This window comes from Gemmatimonadaceae bacterium (assembly GCA_036003045.1).
Classification (GTDB): Bacteria; Gemmatimonadota; Gemmatimonadetes; order Gemmatimonadales; family Gemmatimonadaceae; genus JAQBQB01.
Genome location: DASYSS010000103.1, coordinates 24,728 through 42,849, shown reverse-complemented (window position 1 = coordinate 42,849; position 18,122 = coordinate 24,728). Strand labels below are relative to the sequence as shown.

Sequence of the window (18,122 nt, the reverse complement as noted above, 5' to 3'; positions counted from 1 at the left end):
CCGGTTACTCGGTCCTCCCTCAAACGCGCTTGCCGTTCCGCATCGCGCTCGGCACGTCCGACGTCTACGGCGACAACCGATCGAGCGACTCCCCTTCCCTCTGAACATGAGGAACTGCGCAGCAGCACGAGGAACGAAAAGGCATGACTAGGGTGCAGTCTTGGGTGCAGTCAAAACCGCGTCGTCCGTGCACTGCGGCTGTCACTTTCGTGCAACCTTCGGCTCGCCGTGCCGCGCGCCTCTCCACTCAGTGGTGCGTCGCGGAAGTGGCGGCGACGGGGGGGCCGCGTAGGTTTGGGTGATGCCGACCAGCAGTCTCGCGGCGCCGCCCGAGGTCCGGTGACCGAGCCAACGTCATCGATCTCCGACGCGGACCTTTCAGCCCGACTCGGGCGGGCGCTAGCGCCGGCGTACGAGCTCGATCGAGAGCTTGGTCGCGGCGGGATGGCCGTCGTCTACAGCGCGCTTGATTCGCGGCTCAAGCGACGCGTCGCCGTCAAGCTCCTGCCGCCCGACCTGGCCTTTCGGGCCGACATTCGCTCTCGGTTCCTGCGCGAGGCGGAAACCGCCGCGCAACTGAATCATCCCAACATCGTTCCAATCTTCAGCGTCGACGAACGCGACGGGCTCGTTTACTTCGTGATGGCGTTCGTGCGAGGCGGCAGCCTGGGCGATCGGCTGCGCCAGAGTGGCGCGCTGCCGATCGACGACGTTCGCCGCATCCTTCGCGAGCTGTCGGATGCGCTCGGCTACGCGCATCGCAATGGCGTGGTCCATCGCGACATCAAGCCCGACAACATCTTGCTCGATGCCGACGCCGGCCGGGCAATGATCACCGACTTCGGTATCGCGCGTGCGGCGAGCGGCGCTGAAGGAACTCGGCTCACGGCGACCGGCGTGTCGATGGGGACACCGGCGTACATGTCGCCCGAGCAGTGCGCGGGTGACCGGGACATCGACGGTCGGTCCGACCTTTATTCGCTCGGCGCGATGGCGTATCAGATGTTGACCGGCCAGCCGCCGTTCGCCGGCACCAGTACGCCGGCCGTCATGATGAAGCACGTCACTGAAACGCCGGTTCCGCCGCATAACCACCGCGCGGAGATTCCGCGCGATCTCGAGCAGATCGTGCTCAAGCTCTTGGAGAAGGACCCGGCCAATCGATTCGCCACCGGCCAGGATGTCGTCGCCGCGCTCGACGGCGCTCCAGTCGCTCCGTTGGCGTCGTCGCGTTCATCCGTGTCGGCGTCAACGGTGCGGAATGAGTTGAGTTTTGGCACTGACTTGGGGAGCCGAGCGATCGCCGACTTCCGGAACCGGGCGATCGAGGAGGCGACGACGCGTTGGGAGGAACGCGCCGCCTCGAAGCGCGCCAGACGCGAGGCCAAACGCAAGGCCAAACAACAGGCGCTGTCAATCCCCGAACGTGTGCGTGCGTTTCGCACGCGCGTGGTGGGTTACGTCGCCACCAGCCTCTTCCTGGTTGGAATCAACTACATGACCGGGGATGGCTTTTGGTGGGCGATCTTCCCTGTGCTGGGCATGGGTCTCGGCGCAGCGAAAGAGTTGGGCGGCCTCTGGGCCGACGGGGTGCCGATTACATCGATTTTCGGGCGGCAACTGCCACCGGATCTCGTGCCCGCCGGATTGCCGGCTGGTGCTCCGACCAGCGCCGCGCCGTCGACTGACCCCGCCGTGCTCGCGAGCCCACATGGCGCAACGCTTCGGCAGGCGACCTCCGACTACGCGCGCGTTCAGGAGTTGATCAACCGGCTGAGCGACACCGAGCGAAAAATGCTGCCCGAGGTAAAACCGACCGCGGACGCGCTTTTCGCGCGCATTCAAGCACTCGCGCCCACCCTCCACCGTCTCGACGTGGAGATCGGAACCGACCGCGCGAAGTCGCTCGACGAGCGCATCGCCCAACTCGAAGCACAGCCGGGCGACGCCGCCGATCGCGAGCGCCGACTGAACCTGTGGCGCCGGCAGCGTGACATGGTCGCCGAACTGGAAGCGTCGCGCGTGAAGTTGCTCGAGCAGTACGAGAGCGCCGGCCTGCTCCTGCAGAATCTCGCGCTCGACCTGCTCAAAGTCCGCTCGTCCGGCCTCGACTCGGCACTCAGCGGAATCACCAGCGCGACGCAACAGGCCCGAGCGTTGTCACGAGAGATCGGCTACGTCCTGAACGCGGCGGACGAGTTGCGGGATCTCGAGGCGAAAAAACCGTAAACGCTGTCATGCTCACCACCGAACGAATCGAGCCAATCACTCGGAAGTGATTGGCTCGTCGATAGCAGGGGTGGGACTCGAACCCACGACCCCGGCATTATGAGTGCCGTGCTCTAACCACCTGAGCTACCCTGCCCCATTTCCCTCATGCCCTAGAACAAATCGGCCGGTCCCTAGGGACCGGCCGTTCAGTAGCGGGGGCGGGATTTGAACCCGCGACCTTCGGGTTATGAGCCCGACGAGCTACCAGGCTGCTCCACCCCGCGGCAGTATCAGAAAACTAAGGTTCACCAGGAGGGTGTCAAGTTTGCCCCTCCAACGAGTTCGACAGGCGCGCGTCGTGCCGCGCCGAGCCTCAGAACTCGCGCTTCTTCATTTCCTTGAAGAACTTCGTCCGCTCGATGTCCGCGTCTTCGGGCGGCTTGGGAAGCGTCTTGTCGAACTGGCGGCCGTCGCGCGCCTTCGTGAGCTTCGCGGCCTTCGCGGCGTTCTGGCGGACCAGCTTCTGGAGTTGTTTGTCGTCCATGGGAGGGTGGACAGGTGGACGGGTGGTCTGGTGAACGGGTTTCGGCGGGAGTCCTACTTGAATCCTAACACCCGGTCACTCGCGGGGCGCGGCACATTCTACGTCAGTTGACTGTGTTTCGGGGATCGGTGACCGGAGACCGGTGACCGCTTCTCTCTAGTCGACGACCGAGTCGCCACCCTGGCAATTCCAACTACCCCAGCCGAGCCCCCGGCGTGTCCTCACCCGCCGTCGCGGTCGACGTCGCTCCACACACGGCGCCATTCAGGCGATTTCCACTGCTCACGCCGTTCACCGAGGACGACAGGATAGGAACGTCTCGTCCGAGCGGCCACGCGAAGCGTGCCGCACGACGACCCGAATCTACCGTTTCCGGCCCGCGCTATCCGCCGGTGTCGTAAACCTATATAAGAGTTCTTTGTTCCCCCGCACCATGCCGAACACCTCGCGCGCGATGCGCTCCTGCGTCGCGGGGTCCTTTTGGACTCTGTCGGCGTATTGCTTGAGGGAATCGACGACGTGCTGCAACGAGTCGATCGACTTCGTGATGCGCGCGGTCTCGCTGCGCTGGCGGAAGAGATCGAGCGTGCTGAATTCCCCGCCCTCGATCGCGAACCAGACGGCCACGACCGCCAGCACGGCGATGCCGAGACGCTTCAGCACCGGCGCCATCGCCGACGCCATTTCCTACAGGCCGTACAGCGCGCCGCCGGGGAACTCGGCCGACGCGCCCAGCTCCTCCTCGATGCGCAACAGTTGGTTGTACTTCGCGACGCGGTCGGTGCGGCTCGCCGAGCCGGTCTTGATCTGACCCGTCCCTGTCGCAACGGACAAATCGGCGATAAAGGTGTCTTCGGTCTCGCCCGAGCGGTGCGAGATGATCGAGAGATACCCGGCGGCGCGCGCCATCTCGATCGCCTCGAGCGTTTCGCTGAGCGTGCCGATCTGGTTCACCTTGATGAGGATCGCGTTGCCGACGCCGCTCTCGATGCCGCGCGCCAGACGCTCCGTATTCGTGACGAAAATGTCGTCGCCGACCAACTGACAGCGGTCGCCAAGCGCGGACGTGAGCTTCGCCCAGCCGTCCCAGTCGTCCTCGGCGAGGCCGTCTTCTATAGATACGATCGGATACTCGTCGAGCCAGCTCTGATACAGCTCGATCATCCCCTGCGCGTCCTTCTTCGCGCCGCTGCTCTTCTTGAACGTGTAGACGCCGTCCGCGTACAGCTCGCTCGCCGCGACGTCGAGCGCGAGGGCTATTTCCTTCCCTGCCGTATAGCCGGCTGCATCAATTGCCTCGAGGATCACCTTGAGCGCTTCTTCGTCGTCGCGCAGATCGGGCGCGAACCCGCCTTCGTCGCCGACGCCCGTCGCCAGCTTGCGGCGCACGAGCACCTTCTTGAGCGAGTGAAATACCTCCGCGCCCATACGAAGCGCTTCGGCGAACGACTCGGCACCGACCGGCACGATCATGAATTCCTGAAAGTCCACGCTGTTGGTGGCGTGCGCGCCGCCGTTGAGGATGTTCATCATCGGCACGGGCATCACGCGCGCGAGCGGGCCGCCGAGGTATCGATAGAGCGGCTGTCCCGAGGCCATCGCGCCGGCGCGCGCGCAAGCCAACGACACGGCGAGCATCGCGTTCGCGCCGAGGCTCGACTTGTTGGGCGTGCCATCGAGCTCGATCATGGCCCCGTCGATCGCCAGCTGGTCGGTGACCGTCTGGCCGATGAGCGCCGGTGCGATCGTCTCTTCGACGTTCTGCGCGGCGTTGAGGACGCCCTTTCCCCCGTATCGATCCGAATCGCCGTCGCGCAGCTCGACGGCTTCGTGCTCGCCGGTGCTCGCGCCGCTCGGCACCGCGGCGCGGGCCGTCGTGCCGTTGGAGCAGATGACGTCCGCCTCGAGCGTGGGGTTGCCCCGGCTGTCGAGAATCTCGCGGGCTTTGATTTCCGTGATGGTGATCATTCGAGTGCGAAGAACGGCGAGCTGGTGGACGGGTGGACTGGTGGACAAGTGGACGGTGTCTTCACTCTTGGCGTTCGCCGGCGGCGGCGATGGCGCGCTCTGAGGAACTGACGCCGTATAGACGATGGAGCGCGTCGTCCATCACCGACCAAACCGTCGTCGTCAACTCGCTCCGCGCCTCGTAGTCGAGACCCTCCGTCGGAATCGGATCGAGGAAATGTAGGTCGATCACCCCGGAGCGAATCCGGAACGACCCTTTGGGCATGACCTCGCGCGCCCCGTGGACGATGGTTGGGATGAGCGGGGCCTGCGACGCGATGGCGAACACGAACGGTCCTTTCTTGAAGGGACGGAGATGGTAGTCGAACCCGCGCGTCCCCTCGGGGCACACGATGATCGACCGCCCTCCCTTGACCGCGCCGGCGGCCATCTCATACGACTCGAATGCGGCCTTTCGGTTGTCACGGTCGAGAAACACGATGCCGACGACTTGGGCGGCAAAGCCGAAGAGCGGGATCTTCCGCAATTCCGACTTGGCGATGAAGCTGCACCACGGCACCTCGGAGGCGAGCGCGAAGATGTCGAACCAACTCACGTGGTTGGCGCAGTAGACGGCGCCCTGACCGGCCGGCAAACGCTCGCCGTGTACGCGCACGCGTACGCCCGCCGACCAGTTGACGGAGCGAGCCCAGAGGCGGACACAACGCGCGTAGATCGAGTCCGGGCCCTGCTTTACCCGAAAAAGTCCGGCGATGATGACGACCGGGGCGAGCACGGCTGTCATCAGCAGAGCGACGAGGCCGACGAAGAGACTTCGCATCAATTCGAAAAGTGATCGTGCCCAGACACGGCGGCAACGCGCGCGCCCGTCACGTCGACGCCGGCGGGGCCAGGCGAGACGCGGCCGATCTCCGTGAGATCCAGCGAGAACCGTCTCGCGAACTCGGCGGTGTCGAATGCGACCGGTGACGTGACGATCAGCTCGTATTCCTCTCCGCTCGAGAGCGCGGTGTCCGTGTTCACGTCGGAAAAACAGGGAACGCGCGCGGCGTCGATCGAGATGAGGACGCCGCTCGCCGCGCTCAGCTGGCCGAGATCGGCGATGAGACCGTCGGAAATATCGACGGCCGCGCTCGCGCCATGGTCGGCGAGCCAGCGAGCCTCGTCGAGGCGAGGAGCCGGGTCCGCGAAACGTTCGCGGAAGATGCCCGGAGACTCGCCGCGCTCGAGACGCTCGACCGCCGCGCGAGGCGCGCCGAGTCGGCCGGTCACGTACACGCGATCACCCAAGCGTGAGGAGCGCCGCGTGAGCGGTGCGAACGCCGAACCCAGCACGGTCGTGGTGATCGAGAGCTCACTGCCGTCGCTCAAATTGCCGCCGAGCACGAAGGTATTCGCGTTCGACACGGCGTCGGCGAGGCCGTCGGTTAAGGAATCGAGCTCCGCACGCCACGCCTCCGGAAGCACCATCGCGACGAGGACGCCGAGCGGCTGAGCCGCCATCGCGGCAAGGTCGCTGAGCGCCGCGACGACGGCTCGGCGAGCAATCTCGCGCGGCGTGAGCCAGCCGGGTCCGAAATGCTTTCCTTCGACGACGCTGTCCACGCTGACGACGAGCGAGTCGCCTCGTGGAACCGCGAGAACGGCGGCGTCGTCGCCAATTCCCTTCGCGCGCGGACCGAGTCGGCGGAGAATCGAGCGGATGGCGTCGAACTCGGCGCCGGGTCCCAGTGGAGTGTTGGCGGTCATCGACCCGGTGGACGGGTGGACGGGTGGACGCGTGGACCGGACAGCGAAAGTTCGGTGAGAACTGGATAGCGCGCCGGTCGAGTGTCGAAATGCCAGCTCGCGCGGAGCTCGCGGACGACGTCGTCGAGTGAGAGGCCGCGAACGACGCCATCACCCGTGACGCTCGCTCGTTCGGCCGCTCGTCCGTGAACCCACGCGGCGGCGGCACCGGCGCAAAGTGGATCACCGATTTGAGCGAACAGAGTTCCCGCGATGCCGCTCAATACGTCGCCGCTGCCGCCTGTGGCGAGCACGGGAGTTCCGGCGGCGCTCACGAGCCGATCGCCGGCGGGACTGGTGATGACCGTCGGAACACCCTTGAGGAGGATCGTCGCCCCGGTGTGCTTCGCGAGATCGGCGCCAATCTCGAAGCGGTTTGCCAAGATGTCGGCCGGTTCGGCGCCGGACAGCCGCGCGAACTCGAACACGTGGGGCGTAACGAGGGTCGGTCGGCCGGAGAGCGTCTGGAAAAGCTCCTCGCGCCGTTTGGCGAGATGCGTGATCGCGTCCGCGTCGATGAGCGTCGGACCCTTCCACGCATCGAGCACTCGGTGGAGAAGCGCTTCACTGTCCGGCCCGAGTCCCAGGCCGGGCCCAATGACGAGTGCGTCGGCCCACGACAAGACGTCGCGGTGAAGTGCGTCGTCGTCGGCGGGCCACGCGGCACAGAGCGCCTGTGGTTCGGCTTCTTGAACGGGTTGAACGCTCTCGCTGGCGACGACGAGCTTCACCATACCAACGCCGCTGCGCAACGCCGAACGTGCCGCGAGCACACTTGCCCCGGCCATTCCGCGCGCGCCGCCGATGATCGCGAGCTTTTTTCGCGTGCCCTTATGGGCGTCCCACGCGATCGGTGGGAGCTGCGCGGCGACCCACGCCTCGTCGACTAACTCCGGGAGCCGGTGGGCCGGCGAGCCAGGAGGCCGCGATTGCATGACTGCGGTTCCGGCATCACGGCCAATCGGCCACGCGGCGGTCCCAGTCAAACCAATGTCGAGAACAACGATGCTCCCGCATGCCTCGCGATTCACCAAATGGCCGCGCTTGATCGAGCCGAAGGTAAGCGTGAGATCGGCGCCGGCGAATTCCCCGAGAGTTTCGCCGGTCGAGGCATCGAGTCCGCTCGGAACGTCGACGGCGACGACCGTGGCGCCGCGTCGGCGCGCCGACGCACACGCCGCGATGGCTTTCGCGATCTCGCCGCGCGGCGCGCCGGTCGAGCCGGTGCCGAGCAAGCCGTCGACGACGACCGATTCTCCGCCGACGCTCGCCTGCTCGAGAGAAACGATCGCGCCATCGCCGAGCACTTCGATGGTGAGAGCGCGTTCGGCGCGCGCGTCAGGCGTGGCGGCCGCGACGGGCTCGATGATTCGGACGCGAGCTCCGACCCCGTTCAGCGCGCGCGCGATGACCCAAGCGTCGCCGCCGTTGTTGCCCGGACCGGCGAGAATGAGGACGCCCGACTCCAGACGATCACGAAATCGAAGTCCCATCTCCGACGCGGCCGCGGCGCCGGCACGCTGCATGAGCGCGCGCGAAGGAACGCCTGCATTGATTGTCGAGGAATCGAGGGCCGCGGATTCCGCACTCGTGACCACTCGGATGAGAGGGCGCACGACGCGTCGGTGGCGGCGGGGGCGGGGTCGGTCTAACTCAGACCGAGATCGCCCCGCACCACGGGTATTCGCGCTCGAACGCCTGGTCGAAATCGAAGACGCCGATGAATTCATCGCGGCTGTCGGTCGGTTGGCTCATCAGGAGCCCGAGATCGACCAGCGTGAATACGACGTCGCCGATGTCGGCGCTCGTGCGGAGTCCCCAATGCTCGAGCACGAGCCGGGACATGACGCCGAAGCGCTCCAGCGCCAGGTCTCGGCAGGCGAGCGCTAGCTCCCGCCCGGTGATGTGTCGGCGCTCATCGAGCCGCTGTTGGCAGTATTCCAGGGCAGCCAGGATGAAGACGTAGGCGCGCTCATCGAACCGCTGCTCTCGCATACGGATGCGGTCCATGATGCCTTCGCGAAAGGCCAGTTCAGGCATGGGCGCGGGACAAGGCGGCTCGTAACATCGCGACGGTGGCCAACTTAGCCAGTGATACGGGGTTGGGACGCTGGGACACGCCCAAAAATGGCGTGCGAGGCGCCTATCCACAACTCCCCACCGCAAGGATTTGTAGCGGCGTCGAGCAGGGCGCGGGGAGAATTGGTAGATTTATCCAATCCTAGTGGTTCCCGCAGCATCCTCGTTGCCCCCCGAGAATGAAGCGCGCCTTCAAGTACGACGCCGCTATTAGTGCCACCGAGTTCGACGCTCTTGGAGTCGACGAGCTCTCCAGACGGCTGCAGCAACGTATCGGCAAGACCATTTACGCGACCCCGCGAAACGGCGACAAGCCCCAGACCGCCGCGACGCTGGCCGCCGCGAAACGTTTGATCGAGAAAGAGTCACGCGTCGTCGTCGTCCTGTTCCAGCGACTCTGGGGAACGGGAGCCACGGCGCATGACGCCGCGGCGCTCAAAACCCGGATCGGAAAGCTCAAGCGGAAGGACGTCATCGTCGTCCCGCTCGACAACGCGCCGATCCCCGGCTGGCTCAAGGGAACGGTGATTCGCGCCTCGGACGCGCCGGCGAGCAGCGCCGTGGTGGACGCGATCGTTGCGGCCATCGTGGCGACGGGAGGTTCCTCCAAGCGACAGACGGACGCCCTCGTCGCGGCTCGAGTCGCCGACGACGAGAAGCGCGCCCGCGCGCGGACCGCGTTTCTCGCGTCGCAACGCGCGCTCGCGCTTATCAATCGAGAGTTGGACTCACTCTCGAATGCCGTACTCCGGTTGTGCCAGACGCCCGGCACCCTTCCGCCGGGCCTGGCTCCCGAGATGCGGCGGACGCCCGATCGCTACACGGTTCAGCTCGGGCCCGTGGGCTTGAGCTTCTCGTGGATCCGTGGACGCTCGAACTCGATCGCCGACGGACAACTGCTCGTGATCGAATGGAGCGGCCAACTCGCCGACGCGACGCCGACGGCGGAATCGGAGATGGCGATGCCGGCGTTCGAGCACGTGCTGCAGGCGCACGCGACGAGTCCGGAAGACTGGCATTGGCGGCGGACCGACCTCGATCTGTGCGCGTACACGACGCGAGATCTCGCGGCGCAGTGCGTGACGTCGGTCGTGAAACGGCTGGCGAACGTGAAGCCGGTGGCGAATGGCAACGGGGCCGTGAGACCTATGTTGGCGGCGGCGGGAGCTCGATAGAGAGAGACCTGCCGAAGGCCGAAACTTCCGAACTCCGAAACTGCCGACGGCCGAAACTTCCGAAGGCCGAGGCGGCGAAGCTTTCAAGAGCCGAGAACTTCCGAAAGCCGAAAACCGCCGAAGCCCGACAAAACCAGACCGGCGTCAGGAGCGAGTCAATCTCGCGCTTGACGCCGGTGGTCGTTCAGGTCTCGGGGTTCGGCCGCTGTCGGAGTTTGTCAGTTTCGGAGTTCGGACGTTTCGCGGTCTCGGCGTTCGGCAGTTTCGGAGTTTGTCAGTTTCGGAGTCTGGAAGTCTCGGAGTCTGGCACTTCTCAGCGCGCTCTACGCGTACAACGGAAACTCCTTCGTCAACGCGTGCACGTCTTGTTTGACCGCCACCGCGACCGCTTTGTCTTCAGGGGCCGCAAGCACCCGATCGATCAGCGCGGCGATCCGCGCCATCTCGCGTTCTCCCATTCCTCTCGTCGTCACGGCCGACGTCCCGACCCGAATTCCGCTCGTGACGAACGGCGACTGCGTCTCCTTCGGCACGGTGTTCTTGTTGACCGTGATCGCCGCTTCGTCGAGCGCGATCTGCGCGACTTTCCCGGTCAGCCCTCGGCTGCGGAGATCGACGAGCATGAGGTGGTTGTCGGTGCCTCCCGAGACGATCTGGAAGCCGCATGAGGAAAGCGACGAGGCAAGCGCGCGCGCGTTCGAGATGACGCACCTCGCGTAATCCTTGAACGACGGCTCGAGGGCTTCCTTGAAGCACACCGCTTTTGCCGCGATGACGTGCTCGAGCGGGCCTCCCTGGCTGCCGGGAAAGACGGACTTGTCGATCGCCTTCGCATGCGCCGCCTTGCACAAAATGAGGCCGCCGCGAGGACCGCGAAGTGTCTTGTGTGTCGTGGTGGTGACGACGTCGGCGTGCGGGATCGGCGACGGATACGCGTCGGCGGCGACCAAGCCGGCGAAGTGCGCCATGTCCACCATGAGGATCGCGCCGATCTCGCGCGCGATGTCGGCAAACGCGGCGAAGTCGATCTCGCGCGAGTACGCGCTGTAACCGGCGAGCACGAGCTTTGGCCGATGCTCGAGCGCTTTGCGTCGAAGGTCGTCGTAGTCGAGCAGTCCTTCTTCCGTCACGCCGTAGGACACGGCGTGATACAGCATGCCGGAAAAATTCACCGGCGAGCCGTGCGTCAGGTGCCCGCCGTTCGACAGATCCATACCGAGGAACGTGTCGCCGGGCTTCAGGAACGTGGACATCGCCGCGAAATTCGCCTGCGCACCGGAGTGCGGCTGGACGTTCGCGTGTTCGGCGGAGAACAGCTTCTTCGCGCGATCGATCGCCAACTGCTCGACCTGATCGACGATTTCGCATCCACCGTAGTACCGCTTGCCGGGCAGTCCCTCGGCGTACTTGTTGGTGAGCGACGAGCCCATCGCCTCGAGCACGGCGGGCGAGACGAAGTTCTCGCTGGCGATCAGCTCGAGACCCTCGCGCTGCCGCCGCGTTTCGGCTTCGATGAGAGCCGCGATGTCGGGATCGGTTTCGCGGAGCGCCGCTCCCGGCGACGACAGTCGGTGCCTGATCCAGTCATTCATGATTGAGTCGGCTCCATCGCCGGATGCTTCACGGGTTTCGCGCTTCGCCGTCGGCGCGCTCGATCTTCTGAATGCGACGGGAGTGGCGCCCACCTTCGAACGCCGTCTCGAGCCACGCGTCGAGAATCGCGGCGCCCTGATCGGCATTGAGGAATCGCGCCGGGAGCACGAGGACGTTCGAGTCGTTGTGCTGCCGTGCCAACTTGGCGATCTCCGGATTCCACGCGACCGCCGCGCGAACGCCCGAATACCGATTCGCGGTGTAGCTCATGCCGAGCCCGGTGCCGCAAAGGAGAATGCCGCGGTCGACTTCTCCGTCCGACACGCGCCGCGCGAGCGGATGCGCGTAGTCGGCGTAGTCCGCCGATTCCGCGCTGTCCACGCCGAGGTCGTCGACGTCGAAGCCGAGATCGGCGAGTCGGTGCTCGAGCGCTTCCTTGAGCGCGAACCCGGCGTGGTCGGAAGCAATCAGAATTCGCTCGCTCATTGCGGCCCCATAACTGGGTGAACGGGTGGACGCGTCCACCTCATTTGTTCGGCCACTGCGGCCACGTCCGCACCATGGAATTGACCGCGCGAATGCGTTGCTCGGCGAGCCGGTCCGCGGCGAGATAGGTCGGGACCTTCTCGGTCTTGGCGATTTCGAACACCTTGAGCACGGTGTCGTAGATCTCGTCGGCTTTGCGGAACGAACGGGCCGACGTCCACCCGGCCAGCTCGCCGTAGACGTTGATGACGCCGCCGGCGTTGGCGACGTAGTCGGGCGCGTAAGTGATGCCGCGCGCTTCGAGCGCGTCGCCGTGCCGCTCCTCGAGCAGCTGGTTGTTCGCGGCGCCGGCGACGATCGCGACCTTGAGCTGCGGAATCGTCTTGTCGTTGATGATCGCGCCCAGCGCGCAGGGCGCGAAGATGTCGGCCTCGGCGCAATAGATGTCGTCGAGCCCGACCATGCGCGCGGAGAATTCGGCGGCGACGCGCTTCACGCGATCCACGTCGATGTCGCTGACGATGAGCTTCGCGCCCGCCTCGTGCAGTTCCTTCGCGAGATAGTAGCCGACGTGGCCGCAGCCCTGGATCGCGACCGTCTTGCTGGAGAGATCGTCTGAGCTCCATCGCTCTTTCGCCGACGCCTGGATCGCGCGGAATACGCCGTGTGCGGTGACCGGCGACGGATCGCCCGAACGGCCGGCGAGACCGCTCACGTAGTCGGTCTCCATGTGCACGTAATCCATGTCGGCCGTGCTCGTGCCGACGTCTTCGGCGGTGATGTAGCGCCCGCCCAGGCTTTCGACGAATCGGCCGTGCGCGCGGAAAATCATCTCTCGGTCGGACGTCTTGTTGTCGCCGATGATGACCGACTTGCCGCCGCCGAGGTTCAAGCCGGCGACCGCGTTCTTGTACGTCATGCCGCGGGCGAGACGCAAGGCGTCGACGACCGCGTCCTCGTCGGTCGCGTAGCTCCAGAAACGAGTCCCGCCGAGCGCGGGGCCCAACACGGTGCTGTGGATGGCAACGATCCCGCGATATCCGGACGCCGAATCCTGACAGAGCACGAGCTGCTCGTGCCCCATGGCGGCGATTGTATCGAAGAGCTTCATGTCGTTCGGGGAGGAAAACTTGGTGGTGAGAGATGACTGCCAAGCTCCGAAACTGCCGAGCTCCGAGACTGCCGAACAGCGAAACTGCCAAACTCCGAGACTGCCAAACTCCGAAAACTGCCGAACTCCGAAAACTGCCGAACTCCGAGAACTGCCAACTCCGAAAAAGTCACAGCGTGGTGACCGGTGACCGGGACCGGCTACCGGTGCGAGTACAACTCCCGCGCGATCACGATACGCTGAATCTCCGACGTGCCCTCGTAAATCTCCGTGACTTTGGCGTCGCGGAACAGGCGTTCGACGGGGTAATCACTCACATATCCGTAACCGCCGAAAATCTGAATGGCCTGGGTGGTGACCCACATGGCGGCGCGGCTGGCCGACAGCTTCGCCATCGCGCTGAACTGCGTCATTTTCTCGCCGCGATCCTTCGCCCTGGCCGACATGTGCAGGAGAGCTCGCGCGCCGGCCACGCTGGTGGCCATGTCGGCGAGCTTGAATTGAATCGCCTGGAATTCCTTGATCGGTTTCTTGAACTGCTTGCGGTCGGCGGCGTATGCGGCCGCGTGGCGCAGCGCCGCCTCGGCGATGCCGATGGCCTGCGCCGCGATGCCGAGGCGTCCGTTGTCGAGGGACTGCATCGCGTAGATGAAGCCACTGCCCGGCGCACCGAGGAGGCGGTCGCCGGGCACGCGCATGTCCGAAAAATGGAGCTGCACCGTCGGCGACGCGCGCAGCCCCATCTTGTCTTCCTTTTTCCCGACGTTGAAGCCGGGTAAGTCGGGCGTGAGAATGAAGGCGCCGATGCCGCGCGCGCCGCGCCGGTCCTCGGCAGAGTCGGTGCGCGCCATGGCGAGAATGACGTCGCCCTTGGTCCCGCTCGAGACCCACGCCTTGGTGCCGTTCAAGATCCAGTCGTTGCCGTCGCGCACGGCCTGCGTGCGCAGCGACGCGGCGTCCGAACCCGCTTCGGGTTCAGAGAGCGCGAATGCGCCGAGCATCTCGCCGCGCGCGAGTGGCTTGAGCCAGCACTCTTTCTGCTGCTCCGTTCCCCAACGCAGGATCATTTGCGTGGGGAGCGAGTTGTGGACGCTGAGCATGACCGCGACCGACGCGTCGACGATCGCGATCTCCTCGAGCACTACCATATACGTGAGCGTGTCGAGCCCGAGACCGTCGTATTGCTCGGGGACGAGCATGCCGAGGAAGCCGAGCTCGCCGAGCTTTTTGACGAGCGACGGCTCGAAGTACGCGTCGCGATCCCACTGCGCGCTGTGCGGCGCGATCTCCCGCCGGGCGAATTCGCGCGCGACGGCTTGAATCTCTCGCTGCTCTTCGCTGAGCGGCGTCAGCGCCCACGTCATCGCGACGTCGGCTGCGAGAGTCTATGGACGCTCAGTTCAGTAGGCCGGGAAGCGGAACGCTCAGTACCCATAAAACCCGCGCTTCGTCTTGCGGCCCAGCCAACCGGTGGCGACGTACTTCCTCAGGAGCGGACAGGGACGGTACTTCGGATCGCCGAGGCCGTCGTGCATCACCTCGAGAATGGCGAGGCACGTGTCGAGACCGATGAGATCGGCGAGCGCCAGTGGACCCATCGGATGGTTCATGCCGAGCTTCATCACGGTATCGATCGACTCGGCGGAGCCGACGCCTTCCATGAGGCAGAAGACGGCCTCGTTGATCATCGGCATCAGAATCCGATTGGCCACGAACCCCGGGTAGTCCTGCACTTCGACCGGAGTCTTGCCGAGCGCCTTACTCGTCTCGAGGACTCGCTTCGTCGTGTCGTCGGAGGTGGCGAGGCCACGGATCACTTCGACGAGCTGCATCACCGGCACGGGATTCATGAAGTGCATGCCGATGACGAGCTCCGGGCGCTTCGTCTGGCTGGCGATCTCGCTGATCGAGATGGAACTCGTGTTGGTGGCGAGAATCGCGTCCACGTCGGCGAGCGTTTCGAGCTCGGAGAAAATGCCGAACTTGAGATCGCGATTTTCGCTGGCCGCTTCGATGACGAGCCAGGAGCCGGCGACTTCGGCGAGACCGCGGGCGAGCGTCACGCGGCCGAGGATCGTGTCCTTGTCGGCCGCGGCGAGCGTCCCCTTCTTGATCTGCCGGTCGAGATTCGCGGCGATGGTATCACGCCCGCGCTTGAGCGCGTCGTCGGTCACGTCGATCATCGTCACGGGGAATCCGTTCTGCGCAAACACGTGCGCGATCCCGTTCCCCATCTGCCCTGCACCGATCACGGCCACACGTTCGGCCATCAGCTTTCTCCCGTTGAACGACTCAAAAGACCCACTCGACCGCGGCGCGAGAAGAGCCAGACGCTGCCGGCGATCATTGTCAAAGCGGCGGGCAAGCCACCCTCGGGGCCCCACGTCCCGCCAGTCGCCCAATCGGGCCCCGCATCAACATAACGGTAGTGGGGAGATAGGAACGGGATTCCACTTACGGATACGTGAAAGACGACCGCCATTGTCCAGTTCCAGGCGAAGTGCGCGGCCCACGCTGCATACAGACTCCGCGTCGCGAACAGCACGGCGCACAGAAACACGCCGGCGATCGTGACGAGGGTAATCGATTCCACCGTCGCGCCGGGGTTGCGCATATGCAGCGCTCCGAAGGCGAGGCTCGTCGTGGCAATCGCCCAGGGCCAGCCCCACCACCTGACCAGGATCGACAGGATGTAGCCGCGAGCGAGCAGCTCCTCGGCGAGCGCCGCGGGCAGCAGCGCAACGGAGACACGAAGAGCGCCGCCGATCCAAGACGACGGATCGCCGGGCACACGGGCGAGCCAGTGCCCCGCGGTGAGCGCCGCCGTCGGCAAGGCGATGGCCAACGCGCCCATTCCGAATCCCAGGGCGATCGCACCCGGTCGCGCAGCTTGGCGATCGAGCCAGACGTCGCTCCAACGAGGGGTGGACCGGTGGACGCGTGGACCGGTTGACGGGTGGTTCTCGAGCCAAGAGAGTGAAAGGCCCGTAGCGATCAGGAGCGAGATGCAGGTGGCCCAGACGTCGGAGCTCAGCGAGCCGCCGCCGGCGAGCGGCAATCCGCTCACGAGCAAGAAGCCGACGGTCGTCTCGATGACGACGTACGACACGAGCGTGATGATGGCAAACGCGACGACGCGCCAGAAAGGACGAATCCTTCCCGACGCGTCGCGAAGAAAAGCTCGTGCGATCAGACGCCTCTACGTACGATCCGCGATCCGCTGATGACGGCGGCGAAGAACGCCTTGACCAAATCCAGCGCGGCGAAGGGCGTGATGCCGAGTTGCACGGCGCGCGAGACGCTGCCGGTGAGAAGCGTGAGCTGCGCGAGCCCGCCGAAGAAGATCACGACCATTCCGGCGATCGCGGCGAGAGAACGTGTGAACAGCGTCGAAGCGCGACGGTTCAGCGCGCCGGCGACCCATGCCGCCGCGGGATAGGCGAGTAGATATCCACCCGTGGGGCCGAAGAAGCGCGCGAGCCCCGGCGCCCCGATCGGCGTGAACACTGGAAGACCAGCCGCCCCCGCAGCGAGATACAGCGCCATGCTGGCGGCTCCCGCCGCAGGACCGAGCCACATACCAGCGAGGACCACGAGCATCGGCTGCAACGTGATGGGGACCGGAGTCCATGGCAGCGGGATCGCGATCTGCGACGCGGCGGCAACCGCGGCGGCGAACCCGACGACGCCGATCGCGGTCGTGCGAGACGGGCGGAGTGCTTCGGTGGTCGAGAGAGAGGTCATGCGGATCGGTAGGCAGGTAGGCCGGTGAGCCGGTGGGCCGGCACCGCGAACGACAGTCAGTTCATTCGAGTCACGCTGAGGGCGACGGCGTCGCCTCCGCCCAGACAAAGTGTGGCCAAACCGCGCCGGAGTCCACGGTCTTGGAGCGCAAAGAGCAAAGTCGTCAGGACGCGAGCGCCGCTGGCCCCGATTGGATGGCCGAGCGCAATCGCCCCGCCGTTCACGTTGACGCGGCTCCAGTCCCACCCGAGGCCTTCGCCGTCGGCAATCGACTGGGAAGCGAACGCTTCGTTGGCTTCGATCAGGTCGTAGTCGCCGATCTTCGAGTTCTCTTTCGCCATCAAGTTCTTCACGGCGAGAATTGGCGCGAAGAAAAGCTCTTGCGGCTCGACCGCTCCTGTCGCATACGCGTCGATGCGCGCGAGGATCGGCAGGTTGCGGGCCTTGGCGAACGCTTCGGACGCGACCACCAGCGCGGCTCCGCCATCGTTCAAGCCCGGCGCGTTGCCTGCCGTGACGCTGAGGTCCGCCGTCGATCCGTCCTTGTTCGGAAATGCGGGACGCAGTTTGCCGAGCGCTTCGACGCTCGTGTCGCGCCGCGGACCCTCGTCGGTGTCGACGATCGTGTTTCCCTTTTTGCTCGCGATCGTGACCGGAGCGATCTCGTTCTTGAACTTGCCCGCGTCGATGGCCGCGACAGCCTTGCGGTGCGACGCGGCGGCGAACTCGTCCTGCGCTTCGCGTGTCACGCCGGCCTTTTTCGCGGTGTATTCGGCGTGCCGCCCCATGTGCACGTCGCAGAAGGCACACCAGAGTCCATCTTTGATCATGCCGTCGACCATCGTCTGGTCGCCCGCCTTCACGCCGCCGCGCATTCCATAGACGTAGTACGGCGCGTTGGACATCGACTCCTGTCCCCCGGCGACGACTACTTCGCGATCGCCGGCCTTGATCGCCTGCGCCGCGAGCATGACGGCCTTGAGGCCGGAGCCGCAGACCTTGTTCACCGTCATCGCGGAGACGCTGGCGGGGATGCCCGCCTTGATCTGCGCCTGCCGAGCGGGCGCCTGCCCGACGCCACCCTGAATGACGTTGCCCATGATGACTTCTTCGACGTCGCCGGGATCGATCCCGGCACGTTGAACAGCGGCTCGAATCGCGACCGCGCCGAGCTCGGGGGCGGTCAACGGGGAAAGTCCGCCCAGGAACCGGCCGATTGGGGTTCGGGCTGCGGAAACGATGACTGGGGTGCGAGTTGGATCGGACATGAGGGAAAGATAGGTGGACGGGTGGACGGATGAACGGGTGGCCGGTGGGCCGGTGGGCCGGTGGGCCGGTGATACCACGCAGAGCGTCGCAGCTGTCCACCCGTCCACCCGTCCACCCGTCCACCCGTCCACCCACTTGACGAAACTTGCCAGTG

General features: G+C 65.6%; 17 protein-coding genes and 2 tRNA genes. 2 read left to right on the top strand and 17 right to left on the bottom strand.

All coding sequences use genetic code 11. The annotated features are described in order from the left end of the window. Positions 1-339: 339 nt before the first annotated feature. Positions 340-2,229 (top strand): protein kinase, encoded by a 1,890-nt coding sequence (locus VGQ44_22615; protein HEV8449632.1) that lies wholly within the window; start codon positions 340-342, stop codon positions 2,227-2,229. Positions 2,230-2,291: 62 nt separating this feature from the next. Here the strand turns inward: VGQ44_22615 and VGQ44_22610 are convergent. The 9 genes from VGQ44_22610 to VGQ44_22570 form a co-directional block, all read right to left on the bottom strand. Next, positions 2,292-2,365 (bottom strand) — tRNA-Met (locus VGQ44_22610). Between the two features lie 56 nt (positions 2,366-2,421). Further along, a tRNA-Met gene (locus VGQ44_22605) sits at positions 2,422-2,495 on the bottom strand. 89 nt (positions 2,496-2,584) lie between these two features. After that, positions 2,585-2,755, bottom strand: a complete 171-nt coding sequence (locus VGQ44_22600) for a hypothetical protein (GenBank protein HEV8449631.1) — start codon at positions 2,753-2,755, stop codon at positions 2,585-2,587. A 363-nt stretch (positions 2,756-3,118) separates the two neighbouring features. Beyond that, positions 3,119-3,439, bottom strand: coding sequence for a septum formation initiator family protein (locus VGQ44_22595; GenBank protein HEV8449630.1), 321 nt, complete (start codon positions 3,437-3,439; stop codon positions 3,119-3,121). Between the two features lie 3 nt (positions 3,440-3,442). Next, a complete protein-coding gene (eno, locus tag VGQ44_22590) occupies positions 3,443-4,723 on the bottom strand; it encodes a phosphopyruvate hydratase (protein ID HEV8449629.1) in 1,281 nt (426 codons plus the stop codon). 61 nt (positions 4,724-4,784) lie between these two features. Beyond that, positions 4,785-5,543 carry a lysophospholipid acyltransferase family protein gene (locus VGQ44_22585; GenBank protein ID HEV8449628.1) on the bottom strand — a complete coding sequence of 253 codons (759 nt, stop codon included), beginning with the start codon at positions 5,541-5,543 and terminating at the stop codon, positions 4,785-4,787. Continuing rightward, positions 5,543-6,472, bottom strand: a complete 930-nt coding sequence (gene thiL / locus VGQ44_22580; protein ID HEV8449627.1) for a thiamine-phosphate kinase — start codon at positions 6,470-6,472, stop codon at positions 5,543-5,545. The genes VGQ44_22585 and thiL overlap by 1 nt, the downstream gene beginning before the upstream one ends. Further along, positions 6,469-8,127, bottom strand: coding sequence for an NAD(P)H-hydrate dehydratase (locus VGQ44_22575; protein HEV8449626.1), 1,659 nt, complete (start codon positions 8,125-8,127; stop codon positions 6,469-6,471). The genes thiL and VGQ44_22575 overlap by 4 nt, the downstream gene beginning before the upstream one ends. A 37-nt stretch (positions 8,128-8,164) precedes the next feature. Beyond that, complete coding sequence (locus VGQ44_22570; protein ID HEV8449625.1) at positions 8,165-8,551, bottom strand: Minf_1886 family protein; 387 nt, start codon at positions 8,549-8,551, stop codon at positions 8,165-8,167. A 218-nt stretch (positions 8,552-8,769) separates the two neighbouring features. Here VGQ44_22570 and VGQ44_22565 point away from each other — a divergent pair, with 218 nt between their 5' ends. Continuing rightward, positions 8,770-9,765 (top strand): hypothetical protein, encoded by a 996-nt coding sequence (locus VGQ44_22565; protein HEV8449624.1) that lies wholly within the window; start codon positions 8,770-8,772, stop codon positions 9,763-9,765. Positions 9,766-10,088: 323 nt separating this feature from the next. On the opposite strand, the gene glyA is transcribed toward VGQ44_22565, so the two are convergent. The 8 genes from glyA to VGQ44_22525 form a co-directional block, all read right to left on the bottom strand. After that, on the bottom strand, positions 10,089-11,357 hold the full coding sequence (gene glyA / locus VGQ44_22560) for a serine hydroxymethyltransferase (protein ID HEV8449623.1): 1,269 nt from the start codon (positions 11,355-11,357) through the stop codon (positions 10,089-10,091). Between the two features lie 28 nt (positions 11,358-11,385). After that, positions 11,386-11,844 carry a ribose 5-phosphate isomerase B gene (rpiB, locus tag VGQ44_22555; protein HEV8449622.1) on the bottom strand — a complete coding sequence of 153 codons (459 nt, stop codon included), beginning with the start codon at positions 11,842-11,844 and terminating at the stop codon, positions 11,386-11,388. A 40-nt stretch (positions 11,845-11,884) separates the two neighbouring features. After that, positions 11,885-12,955, bottom strand: a complete 1,071-nt coding sequence (locus tag VGQ44_22550; protein ID HEV8449621.1) for a Glu/Leu/Phe/Val dehydrogenase — start codon at positions 12,953-12,955, stop codon at positions 11,885-11,887. Between the two features lie 200 nt (positions 12,956-13,155). Continuing rightward, the gene (locus VGQ44_22545) at positions 13,156-14,319 is read right to left on the bottom strand and encodes an acyl-CoA dehydrogenase family protein (GenBank protein ID HEV8449620.1); all 1,164 of its coding nucleotides are present in this window, start codon (positions 14,317-14,319) and stop codon (positions 13,156-13,158) included. Between the two features lie 60 nt (positions 14,320-14,379). Then, positions 14,380-15,225 carry a 3-hydroxybutyryl-CoA dehydrogenase gene (locus tag VGQ44_22540; protein ID HEV8449619.1) on the bottom strand — a complete coding sequence of 282 codons (846 nt, stop codon included), beginning with the start codon at positions 15,223-15,225 and terminating at the stop codon, positions 14,380-14,382. After that, the gene (locus VGQ44_22535; GenBank protein HEV8449618.1) at positions 15,225-16,064 is read right to left on the bottom strand and encodes a CPBP family intramembrane glutamic endopeptidase; all 840 of its coding nucleotides are present in this window, start codon (positions 16,062-16,064) and stop codon (positions 15,225-15,227) included. The genes VGQ44_22540 and VGQ44_22535 overlap by 1 nt, the downstream gene beginning before the upstream one ends. 80 nt (positions 16,065-16,144) lie before the next feature. Continuing rightward, a complete protein-coding gene (locus VGQ44_22530) occupies positions 16,145-16,699 on the bottom strand; it encodes a biotin transporter BioY (GenBank protein ID HEV8449617.1) in 555 nt (184 codons plus the stop codon). A 56-nt stretch (positions 16,700-16,755) separates the two neighbouring features. Next, entirely contained in the window at positions 16,756-17,967 is a 1,212-nt protein-coding gene (locus VGQ44_22525; protein HEV8449616.1) for an acetyl-CoA C-acetyltransferase, read from the bottom strand. Between the last annotated feature and the right edge of the window lie 155 nt (positions 17,968-18,122).